We start from the raw sequence: 18,524 nt of genomic DNA on the forward strand, positions 1-18,524 counted from the left end.
AAGTGACTTGACCAGGTATTTCCTGGCCGATGTTCTTCGGTGTTAATGACCTGAATGAGCAAACAACGCTATCGAATTAAAACAGGGGCGACAAGCTTATGACAAAAGCGCATCAGGCTATGACAGATAACCCGACAACACCTTGAAACGCATAGCCCAATACGCGTTCTTCATAACGTTGTGAGGTATTTATGATTGCCCTACTGTGCCGATGTAGCCGTTGGCTATCCCCATAAAAAAAGATGAGAGCACCGCTATGTCATCCACTGCGCCAACAGTCACCGACACCGCGCCACCCAAAAACACCCGCCAACTCAACCCGGCAATCATCTTGCTGAGCATTGTGTTCCTGGCGATGGTGCTGACTTATGTGGTGCGCTCCGGCCAGTTTGAACGCCAAGACGTCCGCGTGATTCCCGGGACCTATCAGGTACTGGAAAAAGACACCTCGCTCAGCCAACTCTTCGCCCTGCCGCCGCGCTCGTCGAATAAAACCGTGGCACAACCGGTATCGCTGGCCGAGACCTTTCTGGCCATTCCCCTGGCCATCGAGAAACGCGCCGGGCTGATTTTCATGGTGCTGTTCATCGGTGGCATGTTTGCCGTGCTGAACAAGACCGGCACCATCGATGCCGGCCTGGACCGACTGCTCGGTGCCACCAAAGGCAACGTCTACATTCTGGTGCCAACCCTGATGCTCGCATTGTCGGCAGGCAGCACCTTCATGGGGCTGGCGAAGGAATACATCATGTTCGTGCCCGTGATGGTGGCCATGGCAAACCGCCTGGGCCTGCCCAACATCGTCGGCTTGGCGATCGTCGCGCTGGCGGTAAAGACGGGGTACATGGGCTCGATTTCCAACCCCATCGCGCTGTCTGTCGCGCAACCCTTGGTCGGCCTGCCAGTGTTCAGCGGGCTGAGCATGCGCATCGTCGCGTACTTCATTTTTGTCACGCTGGCCGTGGGCTACATCCTGTTCTACATCCGCCGGAGCGGCTTCGATACCTCGGCCACATTTTCCCACTCGGGCAAAAAACTCTCCACGCGGCACACTCTCAGCCTGATCACACTGGGGGTGGGCGTCGGCTTCCTGGTGTACGCCTCCAATACCTGGCACTGGAAGTACCCCGAGCTGTCCTCGTATTACCTGGCGCTGACCATCGTCTTCGCCGCCATCGCAGGCATGAGCCCGAGCACCACGGCAAGCACCTTTGTCGAAGGCATGAACAAGATGCTCATGGCCGGCGTGCTGATCGCACTGGCCACGGCCGTGGAGTCGATCCTCGCCAGCGGCCAGGTGCTGGACACCATCGTGCACGGCCTGTCGCAGATCATTGGCCAGCACGGCCAACTGCCTGCGGCGTTCGGCATGTTCTTCGCGCAGATGAGCCTGGATGTGGTGATTCCATCCACCAGCGGGCAGGCCGCCGTGACGATGCCGATCTTCGGTCCACTGGGCCAACTGGCCGGCGTGAGCCCGCAGACCACGGTGTATGCCTTCCTGCTGGGCAACGGCTTGACCAACATGATCACGCCCACTTCCAGCGGCCTGCTGGTACTGCTTGCTGCGGCCAATGTGGGCTGGGTGCAGTGGGCTCGGTTTGTGCTGCCGCTGTTCCTGATCTGCACGACGGTGGCGTTGCTTCTGCTCGCCTGCGCCGCCCTCACCGGCTATTGAATTCGACTGACCAAGGCTTTGTCATGACCCACCCCGCATTCGAAAACATGCACATCGTACGCAACCAGATGATCACCCTGCGCGATGGCGTGCGCCTGGCCACCGACATTTATCTACCGCTGGGCACCGGCCCCTGGCCGGTTGTCATCGAGCGCACGCCCTACGACAAATCCGGCCCCTCACGCTCGGAAAAACGCCTGGACGGGCTGCATCTTACCCGCGAGCAAATGGCCGCAGCTTTTACCGAGCAGGGCTTTGTGGCGATCTTCCAGGATTGTCGCGGGCGTTACCGTTCCGAAGGCGTGTTCACCAAATACATCAATGAAGGCGAAGACGGCTACGACACCTTGCGCTGGATCGTCGAACAGCCCTGGTGCAATGGCCACATCGGCAGCATGGGCCTGTCCTATGCAGCGCACACGCAGATGGCGATGGCCTGTTGCAATGCGCCAGGTCTCAAGACCATGGTGCTGGACTCGGGGGGGTTCGCCAACGCCTACCAGTGCGGCATTCGCCAGGGCGGCGCGTTCGAACTCAAGCAAGCGACCTGGGCCTACAAGCAAGCCCAGCAAAGCGCCGCCGTGCAGGCCGACCCGCAGTTGCGAGAGGCGTTGGCCCAGGAAGACATTCTCGATTGGTTTGCGCGCATGCCGTGGCGCCCTGGGCATTCGCCATTGCGCCATGTACCGGAGTATGAAAACTACCTGTTCGAGCAGTGGTCCCACGGTGACTTTGACCAGTACTGGAAGCAACTGGGTATCTACGCTGAAGGTTTCTACGAGCAGATCCCGGACATCCCGGTGTTGTTCATGTCCAGTTGGTACGACGCCTATGTCAGTTGCACGCTGGACAATTTCACGGCGTTCACCGCACGCAAGCAGTCACCTCAACGCCTGATCATGGGCCCGTGGCTGCACGGTGACCGCAACATCAGCTACAGCGGCAACGCCGAATTTGGCAACGCCGCGCCTTTCGACGGCAACCTGGGCGAAGACTGGTTGAGCTGCCGAGTGGAATGGATGCAACGCTGGCTCAAACCGACCGACGCCGGACGGCACGCCACCCATCAGGTCGATGTGTTCCTGATGGGGGGCGGCAGCGGCCGAAAAAATGCAGAGGGTCGGCTGGAGCATGGCGGGCGTTGGCTCAAGTCGCCGTGTTGGCCGCTCGCGGGCAGCCAACAGTTGAACCTCTACCTGACACCACAAAAAGCCCTTTCGCCGCTCGCTCCTGTGGGGCCGCCCAGTTCATTGAGCTACTTCAGCGATCCCGCCCACCCGGTGCCGACCATTGGCGGCTCGTTGACGTCTGGCGCTCCGGTGTTCGTGGGTGGCGCTTTCAACCAGATCGAAAGCCCGGACTTTTTCGGCACCAGGGGTGACCACTCGGCACTGTGCGACCGAGATGACGTAGTGAGCTTCGAAACCCAACCGCTTGAGCACGACTGGGTGGTCGCCGGCCCGGTGAAAGTCGAACTGTGGGTGCACAGCAGTGCGCCGGATACCGATTTCACCGCCAAGCTGGTGGACGTCTACCCGCCGAGCGGCGATTACCCGCAGGGGTACGCCATGAATATCACCGACGGGATTATCCGGTGTCGCTACCGCGACTCGTGGGAACACCCGGCTCCGCTCACGCCGGGAGAGCCGTTCAAGGTGGTGATCGAACCCTTCGCCACCTGCAACCTGTTCAAGCGTGGCCACCGCCTGCGCCTGGATATCGCCAGCAGCAACTTTCCGCGCTTCGATGTAAACCCCAACAGTGGCGAGGCCGAAGGCATGGGCGAGCATCCGCAGGTGGCGCGCAATACCGTGCATATCGGCGCCGGGCATCCGAGCCGTTTGATACTCACGATCGTGAACAGTGCGCTATAGGAGGCGGATCAAAACTCTGATACATGGCGGCGCCGGCAGAGTCGGCCATGTGGCGATCCATCTGGCCAAGGCCATCGGCGCCAGGGTGTTCCCCCCCGTGCGTGAAGCCAATATTGAGTTCGCACAACGCATGGGCGCCGATGTGATCATCGACTACGAAAAGGAAGATTACGTTCACGCCATCCTGCGGGAAACGGACGGGCGCGGCGTTGATGTGGTGTTCGATACCATCGGCGGCCACACGCGTTCACGGCCTCGATCATGGACATAGCGCAGCCGCAGAACCTGGTCCAGGCCTGGGGCAAGAACGCGATAGCCGTCGTGCCCACTCAGGAAGCAACGCCATGATTTACGAGATCGCCGTGCTGCCGGTTCATAAAGAACACATCGGTGAGGCTTACTGTTAAGTGAAGGACCAGAAACGGCCTCGTCTTGCTCTCTTAAACAAATCGTCTATTACTTTATATTACCCACTCAATGCACGGTCCACCGCAGTGTGCGCAATGTTGTACGTCAGGAGAAACGTATGGCAAAGAAAAGCGCACCCAGCGCTACTGCAGCGAAGACCAAGCCGCCCGCACGCATCCACAAGACAGTAAAGACAGCAGACAAGCCGCAACCGGCAGTCACCCCGCCCCCCGAGAGTGATGTGGCGCAGATCAAAGCGTTTCGCCAGCAACTGGCCGAGCGGGGCTACGAGTCAGTGTTCGACGTCGTCCGTAAGGGCCGTGCCGAGACGATATCCAACTATCTGGGAAAGAAAACCGCGAAGCGCGAGCGGGCTGCGGCGCAACAGTTTTTTGAACAGGCCGAAGCCCACGCCGCAGCCTTGACCCGGTTGCATCGCCAGTTGACCGCACGCGGCGAGCCGATCGCCCAGGCCATCGCCAAGCTGGGCATTGCCTATGATGCCGAGTGGCTGGATCGCGCCATCGGCTCCAGCGGCAATTATCAAGATTGGTTCGGCCGGAACCTGCTCTATGCCCATCCCGATTCGGTGGGCTCGCTGTTTTCCCCTGGCAGTTACCTGACGACGCTGTACCGGGTCGCCAAACCGTTGCATCCCGCCACCCACGGCTTGCAGCTGGACAAGCGGCGCCCCGACCTGAATCGCCTGCCGTTGAGTGACACCCACCTGAACCAAGAAATATCCACCTTGACCCTGATCCTGGAGGTATTGGAGCAAGGCGTGGTGGGGGATGCCGAGGAACAGCTGCGTACCAAGGTTTTTCCGATGATCTTGCCTTACAACCATGCCAGCGAGCAGATCCGCCAGGGCTTGGCTGCCTTGAAGAGTTCGCAAGCCGAAATATGGGCCACGCTGGGCGATAACGAAGCGCGCGCGTTCTCATCTATCCCCTTTGATGCATGGATCACCCAAGTACTGACCCCGGGCTGCGTGCGCGATCGGCTGGCGTTATCGCCTGAGGAGTTCGGGATACTGACGCAGGGCATGCAGAACACCCAGGCCACAGTCGGGCGATACTACGGTTTGAGCCGAATTGCGGACATGACGCATGTGGGGTCGGAGGCCGCTATTACAGCGATCCAGAAGGATCGGTCCTTGCTGGAACGTACTCAGCTGGACCAGGAGACGTTGATGCAGGCACTGGGTGTGGGTGCCATTCAGAGAGATGTGGGCGATCGCACACTCGAATACCGTAAACCGGTAGAACTAAGGATCGATCACTCGCCTGATGATGGTGGCTATTCTTTAGTCACGATCTACGACATGAGAATAGATAGGGAGGCTGATCAGATTACTTGGGTGGCTCAGGTAAATGCCCGGCATACCGTCACCTATTCATATATGGACGATGCGTCACTCTTTATTGAAATGCGCTGGGGAAACGAATCGGTCACGAGTGACGACCCCATGATCCATTGGAGTAACGGCACGCCGGCAGGAGTGACGCGAGAAGTGAGAATAACCTTGGATATCGACTCAGGAGTGCTGAGCCGATCTGATTTTGTTCTAACCTTTGTTCTTGGGTATTCCCCCCCCTACCGACCCAGGCCTCGGCAATATGTATCAAACGGCCCAATCTCCCTGGAGTGGCCGTTGATTGCCCCGCAGAAGTACGGCGCCCGCTACATTCACGGCTGGGATAGTGACGTCAACCCCTACCCCCCTCTGTATGCGTACGTAGGAACACGGGCAGGGCACCCCGCGACGCCGCCTGCCAACAACCCGGCGACCAGCAGGCTGTACAACCGTCATGGTCAAAATCTGGAACGGCTCAATCGCGTGATCCGGCTTCAGCGGCGCGTCGGGATAACCTTCGAAGAGCTCGATTGGTTGATCGTGGCGGCGGCGGTCAACCTCTCCGATTACCCGTTGACCCGGCCACTCCAAGCCTTGGCCGTCTACCTGCCGCTGCGTGAACGCTACGGTTTTTCCGTCAATGCCTTCGTTGCGTGTATCGGCTCGATCAACACCTACCACCGCCCGGGCGAGCAGTCGTTTTTCCGGGAGTTGTTTGGAAACGACGATTTTCTCAGTACGCGCCTGTTCCTGTCGCCACCGCGCGACGACGCACCTTCACAGGCGGCACGCGCCATATTGTGCCGAGGGTTGGGCATCAGTGCCGATGTGCTCATCATGCTGGCCCGCTTGCTGCCTGGAGTCATCGATAATGGGGGCGCCATCGGCTATGTCCTGCCCACCCTGAATATAACGCATGTAGACGCACTCTATCGGCTGGTGGCGATCCCACGCCTGTTTGGGCTGGCTCCGGACGAAGCATTGCAGTTGTGGAATCTGCTGGATGCACCGGGAGTGATCGCTCAGAGTCTCAGCCAGCAAGAGCGTCCGGTGGGGGCAGCGCTCGCGGCGTTGGAACGCACGGGTTACCTGGTGGACTGGATGCGGCGCGAAGGTCTGGATGCCGCCCGTCTGATTGTGATGACCTCTCGCGACTACCGCCAGGTCGCGACACCGGAGCTGCAAGGCTTTTTGCAGAACATCTACAGCACACTCAGTGGACAACCCGGTGATACTCGCAGCGAGCAGGCGCTGTTCGAACTGCTGTGTCGGCACATCGGTGCGCAGTTTGGTTTGAAACCGAGCACGTCCCTGCGTCTGATCGAATGGATGGATGCCGTTGCCGCTCGCATGAATCCGGCATTTACCGGCTACTCGGTGTTGACCTTCTGGAATCAGATCCAAGCCTATTACAGTAGCCCGGTGAGGGGGTTATCTACCCTGGAATCTGATCTCCCACAGTTGGTGCAATATGCAAACCTGATTGCCCAGTTCGCCCTGCTGTGCCATTGGGCGCAACTCAGCGAGCAGGACCTGGCACTCATCATGCCGCGCCCTTCCCGTTCGCTGCTGACCGGCGAATTATTGCCGCCGCTTCCTGACCTGCCATTGCTGTTGCTGCTGTCACGCTACCGGCACTGGCAGAAATTGCTGGTACTGCCGGTGGCCGAAGGGCGGCGGTATTTGCAGCGCGCTGCGGCCGGCGAGTGGACGGCGCCCGCGGACATAGCACAGGAGCTTGCGCTGTTACATGGCTGGGACAAAATCCAGGTACTCGGCTGCATGGAATCACTAGGCGTCTCGCCCAGGAGCTTTCGTGAGCTGTACCCGCTCGTCGCGCGCATGCAACTGGGGCAGAAGCTGGGCCAGGCCCCGACGGATCTGAGCCTCCTGGATCTGTTGGCCGGACTGATACCCGATCAGAATACGCTTGAACAATTCGCTGCCAATATCCTCGCCGCTGCCCACGCCTGAACCGGAGGCATCATGAATAGCGCATTGGAAAACTCGCTCAACCAAACCAAGCGCGATGCGCTGGTGAGCTACTACCTGCAGTACGTCATTCCTGATCGTGAGCTGGGTACTCTCGCCACAAACATCAAAACGGCCGACGACCTTTACGAGTACCTGCTGCTGGACCCGCAGGTGAGCGGCCAGGTCACGACCAGCCGGATTGCCGAGGCGATTGCCAGCGTTCAGCTGTATATCCATCGCTGTCGCCAGTACCTGGAACCCGGCGTCAGCCTACCCGCCATGGCAGAGGCTTCGCGCCCCGGCCGCTACCTGGACCAGTGGGACGCCTACAACAAGCGTTATGCCACTTGGGCCGGGTTGCAACTCTTGCTGCACTACCCGGCCAGTTATCTGGACCCGGCACTGCGTTACCGCAAGACCACGCTGTTCAAAAACCTGGAGCAGACCATCAACCAGGGACGGGTGACCGAAGAGCGGGTTGAGCAGGCGATGCGCGATTATGTGGGGGAGTTGCGGGCTGTGCTGGATATCAGGTCGTTCAGCGCCTACCAGGTCGAGCCGGATGTGAGCGACACACCGGTCTATTTCTTGGGTCGCTCGCTTGATCAGGATGGCGACTACTACTGGCGCTATGTTGATGGCAGCAGCGGCGGAGTCAACGGTCGATTGCGTAATCCTGTGGCCTGGAGTGAGTGGTCCAGGATCCAAGTGCCTATCAAAGCAGAAGGTGATCCAGCGATTGTGTACTTCAATCACCGGGTCCATGTGATGTGGTTACATAAAAAGATTCGTAAACTACAGGTTGATAAAGCCAGTAGTTCGGAAAACGATGTGCGGGCATGGGAAATTGTCTCGTGGGAGCTGCACCTCGCTTCGTTGCAGGCAAATGGTCAATGGGCGCAGCGTAGCTATCCATTGGAACATTTAATTCCTTCTACGGATCTCGTCAGCCCTACACGTTTGTTTGCAGCAGAACTAAGAGAGGAAGGGAGCTCAGCAGATCGGCCATTGGGTGTGTTTTTCGTTCAACAGGAAACAAACACCAACGTGCGCTACTTATGTCTTTTAAACAAACTTCTACAACATATCGACTCGCCCGGTAAGTCGTGGGAGTTCAATTTCAACTATGACATTGAATCCGTCACCACGCATACCAACTACCCAGTGTTTCCACCACTTAAATACCAAGCTCGCTTGGCTCCCCCGATTGATACCTTGACGGTAGCGGCATCAGCGAGAGCCGAGGACAACACCGCCACTCTTACTGACTTTAGAATAACGAGTGGAGCATTGTCTTTTACATCTACCCCCAAGAATCACGACGACCATGCGTACTTTGTTACATTGACAAAAGGCGGCGGCATTGAACCTCTATATTCGTCTATAGAGATCCGCACGAATGCAAATAAAAGAGTGCGTTTGCCAACAGGTTATAGCCAGCAAGTCATAGCGTCGAATCACGGTATAACGATTAGGTTATTTTTGATAACTACCTTCCCCGAATACAGTGAGCGTATTGTCTACGATGTCCCTCTCGTGCGAGCGGTTTTCGATCAACCCGCAAAAATCACGAACTTCACGCCGAACGTCAACTGGTGGATGGTGACTTCTCCCAAGCGCTTGGGACACAGTCAAATCTTTCACCTACGATCCAACGGAACCAACGGCGGTGCCGAGCATGTGATGACGACCCTTGGAGGGCCGCTACTGGAACAACGGATGCAGGAAGGCACCGACGTGCTGCTTTCTTGGAACACGCAAGCCATCCCTGTCGACCCGAGTGGATCGAATTGGGGCGGCACAATCATCAATACCCCCATGCGCTTCGAAGGTGGCATAGGCCAATATACCTGGGAGCTGTTTTTCCACGTGCCTTTCCTGATCGCCAATCGGCTGCTGGCCGAGCAGCGTTTCGACGAGGCCGAGCGCTGGTTCAAGCGCATTTTCAATCCCGCCGGCTATCGCAAGGAAGACGGCAGTCTCGACATGATCGGCAGCACACCGCGCTTCTGGAACGTCCAGCCATTGCAGCAGGACACCACCTGGAACACTTCCTCGCCGGAAAACACCTATGACCCAGACCTGATCGCCGCCAACGACCCCATGCACTATAAGCTGGCCGTGTACCTGCGTTGGCTGGAACTGTTGCTCGCACGGGGCGACCATCTGTACCGCCAGCAAAACCGTGACAGTTTGACCGAAGCCAAGATGTGGTATATCCAGGCCCTGCAACTGCTGGGTAAGCGGCCAGCCATGCCGCTGCTGCTGAACTGGGCTGATCCGACGCTGGGTCAGGCGAGTGTCGAAAACAGCGTGTCACTGAAACGCCTGGAAAAGCTGTTCGATGACAACCCCAAGGCACTGGCACCCGGCCTGGTTGGGCAGATCCAAGTGACCAACGGCCCGTTCAAGGCACCCTTCGATGACGCCTTGCTGGATTACTGGCGGCGGGTGGAGCAGCGTCTGTTCAACCTGCGCAATAACCTCTCACTTGACGGCCAGCCGTTGATTTTGCGGCTGTTCGAAGAACCCGTCTCCCCCACCGCCCTGCAGCAGGCCCGTCAAGCCGGGGATGGCAGCGACCCGGCGCCCTCAATGGCCGGCCTGGGCCTTTGGAGCCAACGCTTCCCGCTGTTGCTGGAGCGCGCCCGTACGGCCGTGCAACAGGTGATCCAGTTTGGCAGCAACTTGCAGGGCATCCTGGAGCGGCGCGACGCCGATGCGTTGGGGGTACTGCAACAGACCCAACAGGGCGCCTTGTTGGGTATGGCCAACGAAGTGCATCTGGCGAACATCGCGTCACTGGAACACAACCTGGCCTCGTTGCAGGCGAGCCTAGCCGGCGTTAAGAAGCGTCAACTGCATTACAAGGGTTTGTATGACCGGCATATCACCGACAACGAACAACGCGCCATGGATTTGCGCACCAGCGCCAATGACAAACAACTCAGCGCCGGCGCACTGACCACCACCGCGGCCCTCTTAAACCAGATCCCAACCCATTTCACAGCTGGCATGGCCTACGGCATCGGCTACAAGGAGTTTGGCGGCTTGGCCCAAGCGGCGGCAAAGGTGCTGGAGCTGGATGCGCAATCCAACAACGGCAAAGCCAACAAACTCGAGGCTTCCGAGCAATATGCACGCCGACGCGAAGAGTGGCAGGCCCTGCGTGACCAGAGCGCGCATGACATTGCCCAACTGGACGCGCAGATCCTTTCAGCAACGGAACAGATCACCATGGCGAACAAACAGTCGGCGCAAACAGAACGGGAACAGGCCTATAACCAAGCGGTCCTGGATACGCTGAGCACCCGCTTCAACAGCCAGACGCTCTTCAACTGGCAGGCCGGCCGCCTCGCGGCGCTGTATTACCAACTCTATGATTTGGCCGTCGATGTCTGCGCCCGCGCACAGCGCAGTTATCAATGGGAAACAGGCGATACTACGGCGTATCTGCGCCCGGGCAATTGGAGCGACACCTATCAGGGCCTTTTGGCGGGTGAAGGCCTGCTGCAGAACCTTCAGCACATTGAAAACAGATACCTGGACTGGGACCGCCGCACGTTGGAGGTACAACGCACTGTTTCCCTGCAGCAATTGTCGAAGCAGACCATGAGTCACGTAGTACGCGACCTGCTCAACAACGTTACCTCGCCCAGCAAACCCGAGGTGATCGAGGTAAGCCTGGCGAGCGACCTGCTGGCGATCAAATTCAACTTGAATACCATGCAGATAAACGATGATTACCCCAGCGCACTGAATTTGGGCACGTTGCGCCAGATCAAGACGCTGAGCGTGTCGTTACCGGTGGTGCTCGGCCCTTACCAGGAGGTCCAGGCAGTGCTTCAGTATGCCTCCACCCATTCGCTCGCTGACGGCTGCAAGGCGATAGCGTTGTCCCACGGGCTTGATGACAATGGCCAGTTCCAACTTGATTTCAATGACGGCAAGTATTTCCCGTTCGAAAGTATACCGATCAATGAGGGCGTCTTCGTGCTGTCATTTCCGAACGCCACGACGCGTCAACGCGAGCTACTGATAAGCCTGACGGACGTTATCCTGCATATTCGCTACACGATTCGCCAAGCAGCCGTGCCTCGCACCGCCACATTTTCACAGCCCTAGTACCGGCTTGCCAGACTGGACGCGTTGATAGCCAAGGAGAAACCAAGGCAAAAAAAGCCTGCATCTCTGCAGGCTTCTCTTTATGTCGCTATCTGGCTCCACGACCTGGACTCGAACCAGGGAGCCAATGATTAACAGTCATTTGCTACCGACTAGTCACAACTGGGCCACGAAAAACGTGCTGGAGAAATAGAATCGCTGCATAGCGTGAGTACGCGAATACGTCACGCCACGAAAGTTAGTCGGGTTGGGTTGGCTTGTCAAAGCGTGGCAAAACAATGACCTGTAGGAAAAGGAGGCGTCCTCTGTCAGCTACCGAGCAATCTTCATGCCTCACTTAACTTCCTGACCAACGTAGCCGCCATTAGCTTCAACGTTCTGCTCTCTGCCTCAAATCCTTCATCTAGAGCGCGTAAGACCTGCGCCCTGTCATAAATGTAGCCAGCCAAAAAAACTGACTCAATTGATTCAATTGCATGAATGACAACCGACTCCTCTCCAGCTTTTAGAAGCGTTAGCAAAACACGCAACGCCCGCTCATCATTCGAGTCACCGAGAGACTCCGCGCACCGACCTCGCCAGACTTCAGACTTCGCCAGAAGAGTAGATTCAAGTTCGTCCCAGCTTGAATTATCAAACTGAGAGATCTTGGAGGCCGCGACATCAATTCCTACATCCGACCAGTAATCTTCTGACCCTATTGAATCCAGCAAAAATTCATATTCTTTAAACATATTTCACCTATCAGAATTTCGTCGGATCCGTACAGCCTCTGCCACAAGGATAGCCAGCAGTAACGCGTTCCCCAACCTTGATGACCTCAACTTTTACCCCGTTAACTGTCGTTTGATGCAACGAGGCGCCATCGGCCCTCGTCGCAAGCGCCGGGCCATTTCCAGTAGCTCGAACGGCACTCATCGTTTGTGCATCCGACCAGGACGCGGGGAACAAGGTGCTCGTTTTAATCTTCGAAATATTCCCATCAGTAAACTGCGCCACCAATTTTGCATTTCGCGTCCCGTCAGCGTTGCTCGACAACACCTCCACAGGGATCCCTCAGGGTCAGACACCGTTTACCCCATGAGCCCGCCATTCAGCGCGAGGCGATTGTCGGCCCGAATTAGATACAGCATCATCACTCGATTCGTTTCGTCACCTACCTCAAAGTCAATAAATCCGCCCCGTTTAGGATCCCCTTTATCAATTTTACTTACCACGCAGCGTGACGGTTCGAGGGTGTCGACGTTCCGGAATGCTTAATTTTTTCAATTTCCGCGTTGACCGCTAAATACTTATCAACATATTTTTCCGGAGTGCGCTTGTGAAGTTCCCCCCAAATCGACACCAGACTTTCATGAATAGCCAAGTCTGTAGGCTTTATTTCCATAGCATCCTCATAACACTGCAAGGCGCCTTCAAGATCTCCCACCTTAACCAACATCGCACCTAGTTCAAGATACGTATCGACAAATGAAGGTTCGGCTTCAATGGCGGCCTGATAATACTTGAATGCGTCGACAACATTTGACGCACGCTCATTCGATACGCCTGCAAGGAAAAGATATCGAGCTATGACTTGATCAGGGGCCAACTGGGTAGCGACTTCATAATGCTTAATAGCCTGGGCAAAGTTACGCTGATAGAAACATATATCACCTAAACATTCAGCACATGCATAATCAGACAGTGAATGCGAGCAGGCCTTGAAATATTCAATTGCATTTTCGACAAGCCCGGTTGAGAGGTACCGAATCAGTTGTCTCTTAACATCATTAAAATCAGACTCGTTCACAGCTACTCTCCAACTACTCTAACGGGACTGCTCAGGGTCAGCCGCCATTTACTGCGCGCGGGCTGCCCCCCTTTAAACTCTTTATTTTATCGCCCAGCATACTTGGTTCAAAATTTACTTCTATTGAAACGACCAGTCATGCACCGATATCAATTCGATCTTCTGATTAGACTCATACTCCAACGGTGCTCTATAGTCGGTAATAAAGCTGACCCCCTCTATATATTCACCATTTTCAATAATCAGAAACTCATCATCCACATCATTAAAATCCAACTCGTAAAAATCCTCAAGCAGCAGTAGGTCACTGCCAGGCATAACCACTTTAAACTTTCCTTGATAGCCTCTACCAACCACAATCCTATATAGCTTATTGCCCTCTCCGAAATCCAATGAAACCCAGTCATTCCGATAGCTGAAAGACTCCACGACTGCACCTACATCGATGGCGGAGCCCACCGGCGTTCGAACGCCAATCCAACCTGAACTTTCGAGCAAAATTTTATTAAGAGCGGAGTTTGAGTCGTACCACTCCACAGCGCCAATTTTTTCCTGAACACAGGAAAAGTCTTCGCCCAAATAAAAACCAGCCGCACTCAAGCCAGGACTCAACTCAGCCATAAGATCAGGAAATAATAAAGTCATTCACCATCACTCCTAGTTTTTCCATTCCCCAGCTTCATATTTTAACCGACTTCCCTGCTTATCATAATACTGCTGATAGCTGGTTATCGTTCTAGGCTTGAAACCTGTGAATGACAATCGACTCCTCTCTAGCTTTTAAAAGCGTTAGCACAACGCGCAACGCCCGCTCATCATTCGAGTCACCTAGAGACTCCGCGCACCGACCTCGCCAAGCCTAAGACTTCGCCAGCAGAGCAGATTCAAGATCGCTCTCCGGGGTTTAGGGTGAATGTGTGGGAATCCCTCAGGGTCCGTCTGCTTTTTTGATTTATTTACCATGCGGCGTGACGATTCAACGGTATAGACTTTCCGGAACGCCTCATCTTTCAACTGTCGCTTTGGACGCTGAGAACAATAGTCAACGGCCTTTTCGCCAAGCCCGCTTTACCCCATGCGTTGCTAACAGAAACGGGACTCACTAATGCCTAAAGATGATTGATTTTGCGAAGTCTGCATACTTATAAAACCAACTTAACGCAAAAAAAATCGAGAATGGCATTCCCAACCATACAAATACCACATCAAATTCCACCTCAAACCCTGCAGAAATAAACAGGACTGGCAACAATGCCAGCAGGCATCCTATGGAAAGCATTACGACTAAAACACCCGCCGCCATTATTGCCGAGAACATCAACTTACTAATCGTCACCCTTAGCCTCCTCGTAAAAGCCGTAGCCCTTATAACCCACTCCGCCGACATACACACCTAGCGCCGTACCAAACGGGGTTTTCGTGCCTAACAACGTGACTCCCCAGGGTCAGACCCCATTAACCGGTTCAAACAGAACGGGAACAGGCCTATAACCAAGCGGTCCTGGATACGCTGAGCACCCGCTTCAACAGCCAGACGCTCTTCAACTGGCAGGCCGGCCGCCTCGCGGCGCTGTATTACCAACTCTATGATTTGGCCGTCGATGTCTGCGCCCGCGCACAGCGCAGTTATCAATGGGAAACAGGCGATACTACGGCGTATCTGCGCCCGGGCAATTGGAGCGACACCTATCAGGGCCTTTTGGCGGGTGAAGGCCTGCTGCAGAACCTTCAGCACATGGAAAACAGATACCTGGACTGGGACCGCCGCACGTTGGAGGTACAACGCACTGTTTCCCTGCAGCAATTGTCGAAGCAGACCTTGAGTCACGTAGTACGCGACCTGCTCAACAACGTTACCTCGCCCAGCAAACCCGAGGTGATCGAGGTAAGCCTGGCGAGCGATCTGCTGGCGATCAAATTCAACTTGAATACCATGCAGATAAACGATGATTACCCCAGCGCACTGAATTTGGGCACGTTGCGCCAGATCAAGACGCTGAGCGTGTCGTTACCGGCGGTGCTCGGCCCTTACCAGGAGGTCCATGCAGTGCTTCGGTATGCCTCCACCCATTCGCTCGCTGACGGCTGCAAGGCGATAGCGTTGTCCCACGGGCTTGATGACAATGGCCAGCTCCAACTTGATTTCAATGACGGCAAGTATTTCCCGTTCGAAGGTATACCGATCAATGAGGGCGTCTTCGTGCTGTCATTTCCGAACGCCACGACGCGTCAACGCGAGCTACTGATAAGCCTGACGGACGTCATCCTGCATATTCGCTACACGATTCGCCAAGCAGCCGTGCCTCGCACCGCCACAGTTTCACAGCCCTAGTACCGGCTTGCAAGACTGGACGCGTTGATCGCCAGGGAGAAACCAAGGCAAAAAAGCCTGCATCTCTGCAGGCTTCTCTTTATGTCGCTATCTGGCTCCACGACCTGGACTCGAACCAGGAAGCCAATGATTAACAGTCACTTGCTAGCTGTTAGACGCACCGGGGCCACAAAAAAGTGGTGGAGAGATGGAATTGCTGCATAGCGTGGGTCGCATGAATGCGTCACGCCAGGAAAGTTAGTCGGGTTGGGATGGCTTGTCAAAGCTGGGCAAATTAATGATCTGTAAGAAAAGGAGACGGTCGTTGTCAGCACCCGGAGACGAGGCGTCTCAGCGATCTACTTTCTCGACCTTATCTGTATGCACGTTTTTGCAGCCAGGAGCCTTTTCCTACTAGTTTGACCCAGGCCGTTATTACTTGGCATCGGCATAGCCATACTCTTTTGGAATGCTGTAAATGTCAGAAATTTTCGGCCAGTCTCCGGCCAGAAGTATCTTTTCAGCGTCATCCACTGTCGCATCAAAAAATCTAGAAAGCCCGATCGCGCGAGACCTTATAAACAATAATGCCGCCTGAATAGTCTCTTAAGCATCGAATTCGTACGCTCGGGCAAGCAGACTGTCTCAACGCCTTTATGGGTACCTCACCCTAAAAACTTCTCTCCCTGCTGAAATGACACAACAAAATTTCTCCAACCTAGCAAAGCCTTTTCGAAGTCATCTAAACTAATTGTAACTGCAAACTCCTCATCATGAAGTGAGTAGACTTTAACCTCACTTATCGAAATATCAGCTACCCAAGTTTCACGCACCCATTCAGTGAAGACTTTCTCGGCGTTTCTCACTGAGATTATTCTACTCAACCCCTCATCCAGCCAAGAAATAGTGCACCCCAAAGGTAGCCCTCCATCGTCAAGCAAAAGGCACGCAAGAAGATCAACGTCATTTGCCCCCCCCACATCCGTGCTACACCACGGAGTTGGATCACCCATTGACTCTTCCAAATAAAAGTTAATTTTCATTTTAGCCCTTACATTAATGGGTATACGGTAGTTTTAGGGCTCAAATACCCTTTGACCTTTACACCGCTAGGCGTTATTCCAGTCCAAATATCCCCGGAAACATTTACATGGCGAACCTTCTCCTGCGGAGAGAAAAATCCGGAATCAGGAGGATATTCGTCATTGAAAGTGCTTTGATACTCATCATCCCATACCTTAATTCTATCGCTCAGGCTTCTCTAAATAGGCAATTCTCCGATGTCAACGTGCCCCATTTGATCTAAATCAGGGCAAAATATCGGCCCAGCCAGATGTTCATTTGCCAGTCTTAAGTTAATCATTCTAAAAACATCCATGTACTTATCGGATTCGCGCGCACTACAAAGCCATTAGAGCTGACTCCGACAGCGGTATTTTGCTCAATTCCATTATGAGAAAAGGGGTCAGATTAATTTATTCAGAAAATTTAAATCCGTCCCCTTTTTGTCCTTTTCAAAATACATCATTGATACCGGAAAAACTATCGAACCGAGCATGATAATGGGTATTGAGTCCAAACACCTAGATCGCCGGCCTGCGCTATGCAGTATCATCGACATTACTGTTCGTACAAAGCCTAACAAATCCCTAATAATCGAAGATCCTCAACAAGGTCTGCTGCCTCTTCCGGAGGCAGCTCTTTCAGCATAGAGGAAAGGTCAATCTGCTCGATCAGCTTTAAGGCAGCATCCATATGATATTTCTTGACACTCTCGGAAGATCGACCCGCAGAAAGAATAAGGACTAAAATTTCAAGCATCAATTTCTCAATTGGCAGGTCGAAGGAATTTTCGAGTTCGCTATAAGCAAAGCCTACCTCGCTTTCACCTTCGACCCAAGCGCTTCGATGCCTAAGCTTTACTCTGCAGTAGCTGTAGTAACTGCCCAAAAACCAAGCCCTAATTTCAGCGTAAGTCACTCTTTCTTCCATCACGGAGCCTTCCTCGGTGGACGCAACATGACGCCCTGATTATCGAAAATATTCACAGTGATATTAGGATACTTCGCCCTGAACTGCTCCGCTACATTTAGACAGCTTGCACAGGCCGCTTTCTCTGTCAGGATATTTACGGTTCCGCTGGCTGAGGTGTTTCTCCCTAATTGATCAGCTATATTGTCTAGAATTTTGTATTCCGTATCAATGTCTCGACGAACCAATTAACCTGCCTTGTTAGGCACCGAATCAGCCACAAAATTTCCACTGCCAGAGCCAAAAATAATTGGGGTCAGACCGCATTTACCGTTACCTGGATTAGGCACCACCTAGTTTGGACCATTTCTGCGCTATCTTTAAACTACAGTTGCCAGAATATCAGACAAACCCCATATTCATCGAGAAGATCGTCAGCAATTTCAAACTGGAATGCCTTGTCTGGAAAGGTGCCTGATAACGCGCACTTCCAATATATAGTGATCTGTTCAGCAAATAAATAAAAGGGAAAGGTAAGTCGGCATTAGTGCCTCCTTCACTGCAAATGCTTTAGCAGAAACAACCTCGCTTATCCGGAGCGATGAGCCTGGATCCTGACCCAGCTCGGCCCCATGATCTCGCCGCATACAGATAGCCTCGCCCTTTCTCGTCCACTTTCACCGATCTTTTTTGATATAAGATTTCTTATTAATCAAACGTCAAATTTTGTTTTAACTTCTTCTCCACGCGCATAAGTCATCGCAAACGAATTCCAATTTTCACCACGTCTGGTGGCGCACTCTTTCAACTCCTTCACCAAACGATAGAGAATTGCTCCATTGTAATCCGTTTCTGCGTCCGTCACCCGAACCCCTTCCTTCTCAACAGTAAGAACCGTTTCTATATACCCAACGCTTACTGCTACCTCATAACAAAAAGAATCGTAGCCATCTACGATTCCAGCATCTAGCAATTCAAAAATTTGCTTTACTAACTGTAGGTCTTGAGTAACCACTATACAACCTCCGGAAGTT

Annotated in this window: 14 protein-coding genes and 2 pseudogenes; 6 read left to right on the forward strand and 10 right to left on the reverse strand. The window is 54.3% G+C overall.

Going from position 1 to position 18,524, the window contains the following annotated elements; all coding sequences use genetic code 11:
* Positions 1-256: 256 nt before the first annotated feature.
* The 5 genes and pseudogenes from AC3WP7_RS04280 (at position 257) to AC3WP7_RS04300 (ending at position 11,416) form a co-directional block, all read left to right on the forward strand.
* Positions 257-1,678: a YfcC family protein gene (locus AC3WP7_RS04280; protein ID WP_102592310.1), complete on the forward strand. Its 1,422-nt coding sequence runs from the start codon at positions 257-259 to the stop codon at positions 1,676-1,678.
* Positions 1,679-1,725: 47 nt separating this feature from the next.
* A complete protein-coding gene (locus tag AC3WP7_RS04285; protein ID WP_092250743.1) occupies positions 1,726-3,552 on the forward strand; it encodes a CocE/NonD family hydrolase in 1,827 nt (608 codons plus the stop codon).
* A gap of 16 nt (positions 3,553-3,568) precedes the next feature.
* Positions 3,569-3,864 (forward strand): annotated as a pseudogene (locus AC3WP7_RS04290) (zinc-binding dehydrogenase); the annotation flags it as partial.
* A 214-nt stretch (positions 3,865-4,078) separates the two neighbouring features.
* Positions 4,079-7,291, forward strand: coding sequence for a Tc toxin subunit A (locus tag AC3WP7_RS04295; RefSeq protein WP_102592311.1), 3,213 nt, complete (start codon positions 4,079-4,081; stop codon positions 7,289-7,291).
* A 12-nt stretch (positions 7,292-7,303) separates the two neighbouring features.
* Entirely contained in the window at positions 7,304-11,416 is a 4,113-nt protein-coding gene (locus AC3WP7_RS04300; RefSeq protein WP_102592312.1) for a Tc toxin subunit A-related protein, read from the forward strand.
* Positions 11,417-11,742: 326 nt separating this feature from the next.
* Here the strand turns inward: AC3WP7_RS04300 and AC3WP7_RS04305 are convergent, their stop codons facing one another.
* From AC3WP7_RS04305 to AC3WP7_RS04325, 5 genes are all read right to left on the reverse strand, one after another.
* A complete protein-coding gene (locus tag AC3WP7_RS04305; protein WP_093128602.1) occupies positions 11,743-12,150 on the reverse strand; it encodes a hypothetical protein in 408 nt (135 codons plus the stop codon).
* A gap of 10 nt (positions 12,151-12,160) precedes the next feature.
* Positions 12,161-12,463 carry an EndoU domain-containing protein gene (locus tag AC3WP7_RS04310; protein ID WP_207240118.1) on the reverse strand — a complete coding sequence of 101 codons (303 nt, stop codon included), beginning with the start codon at positions 12,461-12,463 and terminating at the stop codon, positions 12,161-12,163.
* A 163-nt stretch (positions 12,464-12,626) separates the two neighbouring features.
* Positions 12,627-13,208, reverse strand: a complete 582-nt coding sequence (locus tag AC3WP7_RS04315; RefSeq protein WP_102592314.1) for a tetratricopeptide repeat protein — start codon at positions 13,206-13,208, stop codon at positions 12,627-12,629.
* Positions 13,209-13,328: 120 nt separating this feature from the next.
* The gene (locus AC3WP7_RS04320; RefSeq protein ID WP_093128590.1) at positions 13,329-13,853 is read right to left on the reverse strand and encodes a hypothetical protein; all 525 of its coding nucleotides are present in this window, start codon (positions 13,851-13,853) and stop codon (positions 13,329-13,331) included.
* A gap of 457 nt (positions 13,854-14,310) precedes the next feature.
* The gene (locus AC3WP7_RS04325; protein WP_092250874.1) at positions 14,311-14,544 is read right to left on the reverse strand and encodes a hypothetical protein; all 234 of its coding nucleotides are present in this window, start codon (positions 14,542-14,544) and stop codon (positions 14,311-14,313) included.
* Positions 14,545-14,688: 144 nt separating this feature from the next.
* On the opposite strand from AC3WP7_RS04325, the pseudogene AC3WP7_RS04330 reads away from it, so the two are divergent.
* A pseudogene (locus tag AC3WP7_RS04330) lies at positions 14,689-15,540 on the forward strand (Tc toxin subunit A-related protein); the annotation flags it as partial.
* Between the two features lie 644 nt (positions 15,541-16,184).
* On the opposite strand, the gene AC3WP7_RS04335 reads toward AC3WP7_RS04330, so the two are convergent.
* From AC3WP7_RS04335 to AC3WP7_RS04355, 5 genes are all read right to left on the reverse strand, one after another.
* Entirely contained in the window at positions 16,185-16,562 is a 378-nt protein-coding gene (locus AC3WP7_RS04335; protein WP_102630118.1) for a hypothetical protein, read from the reverse strand.
* An 8-nt stretch (positions 16,563-16,570) separates the two neighbouring features.
* The gene (locus AC3WP7_RS04340) at positions 16,571-16,774 is read right to left on the reverse strand and encodes a hypothetical protein (protein ID WP_492561380.1); all 204 of its coding nucleotides are present in this window, start codon (positions 16,772-16,774) and stop codon (positions 16,571-16,573) included.
* A gap of 383 nt (positions 16,775-17,157) precedes the next feature.
* Positions 17,158-17,511: an Imm2 family immunity protein gene (imm2, locus tag AC3WP7_RS04345; RefSeq protein ID WP_093122535.1), complete on the reverse strand. Its 354-nt coding sequence runs from the start codon at positions 17,509-17,511 to the stop codon at positions 17,158-17,160.
* Positions 17,511-17,738: a deaminase domain-containing protein gene (locus AC3WP7_RS04350; RefSeq protein ID WP_092243298.1), complete on the reverse strand. Its 228-nt coding sequence runs from the start codon at positions 17,736-17,738 to the stop codon at positions 17,511-17,513. Before AC3WP7_RS04350 ends, imm2 begins: the two co-directional genes overlap by 1 nt.
* A 464-nt stretch (positions 17,739-18,202) precedes the next feature.
* Positions 18,203-18,505, reverse strand: a complete 303-nt coding sequence (locus tag AC3WP7_RS04355) for a hypothetical protein (protein ID WP_092243295.1) — start codon at positions 18,503-18,505, stop codon at positions 18,203-18,205.
* Positions 18,506-18,524 lie beyond the last annotated feature (19 nt).

The sequence above is a fragment of the Pseudomonas sp. FW305-3-2-15-C-LB1 genome (assembly GCF_058787615.1).

What these genes read in the sequence shown, in the direction of transcription:
- AC3WP7_RS04320 (WP_093128590.1), bottom strand. Translation starts at nt 13,853, where the DNA reads ATGACTTTATTATTTCCTGATCTTATGGCTGAGTTGAGTCCTGGCTTG.
- AC3WP7_RS04280 (WP_102592310.1), top strand. Translation starts at nt 257, where the DNA reads ATGTCATCCACTGCGCCAACAGTCACCGACACCGCGCCACCCAAAAAC.
- AC3WP7_RS04285 (WP_092250743.1), top strand. Translation starts at nt 1,726, where the DNA reads ATGCACATCGTACGCAACCAGATGATCACCCTGCGCGATGGCGTGCGC.
- imm2 (WP_093122535.1), bottom strand. Translation starts at nt 17,511, where the DNA reads ATGGAAGAAAGAGTGACTTACGCTGAAATTAGGGCTTGGTTTTTGGGC.
- AC3WP7_RS04305 (WP_093128602.1), bottom strand. Translation starts at nt 12,150, where the DNA reads ATGTTTAAAGAATATGAATTTTTGCTGGATTCAATAGGGTCAGAAGAT.
- AC3WP7_RS04295 (WP_102592311.1), top strand. Translation starts at nt 4,079, where the DNA reads ATGGCAAAGAAAAGCGCACCCAGCGCTACTGCAGCGAAGACCAAGCCG.
- AC3WP7_RS04335 (WP_102630118.1), bottom strand. Translation starts at nt 16,562, where the DNA reads ATGAAAATTAACTTTTATTTGGAAGAGTCAATGGGTGATCCAACTCCG.
- AC3WP7_RS04300 (WP_102592312.1), top strand. Translation starts at nt 7,304, where the DNA reads ATGAATAGCGCATTGGAAAACTCGCTCAACCAAACCAAGCGCGATGCG.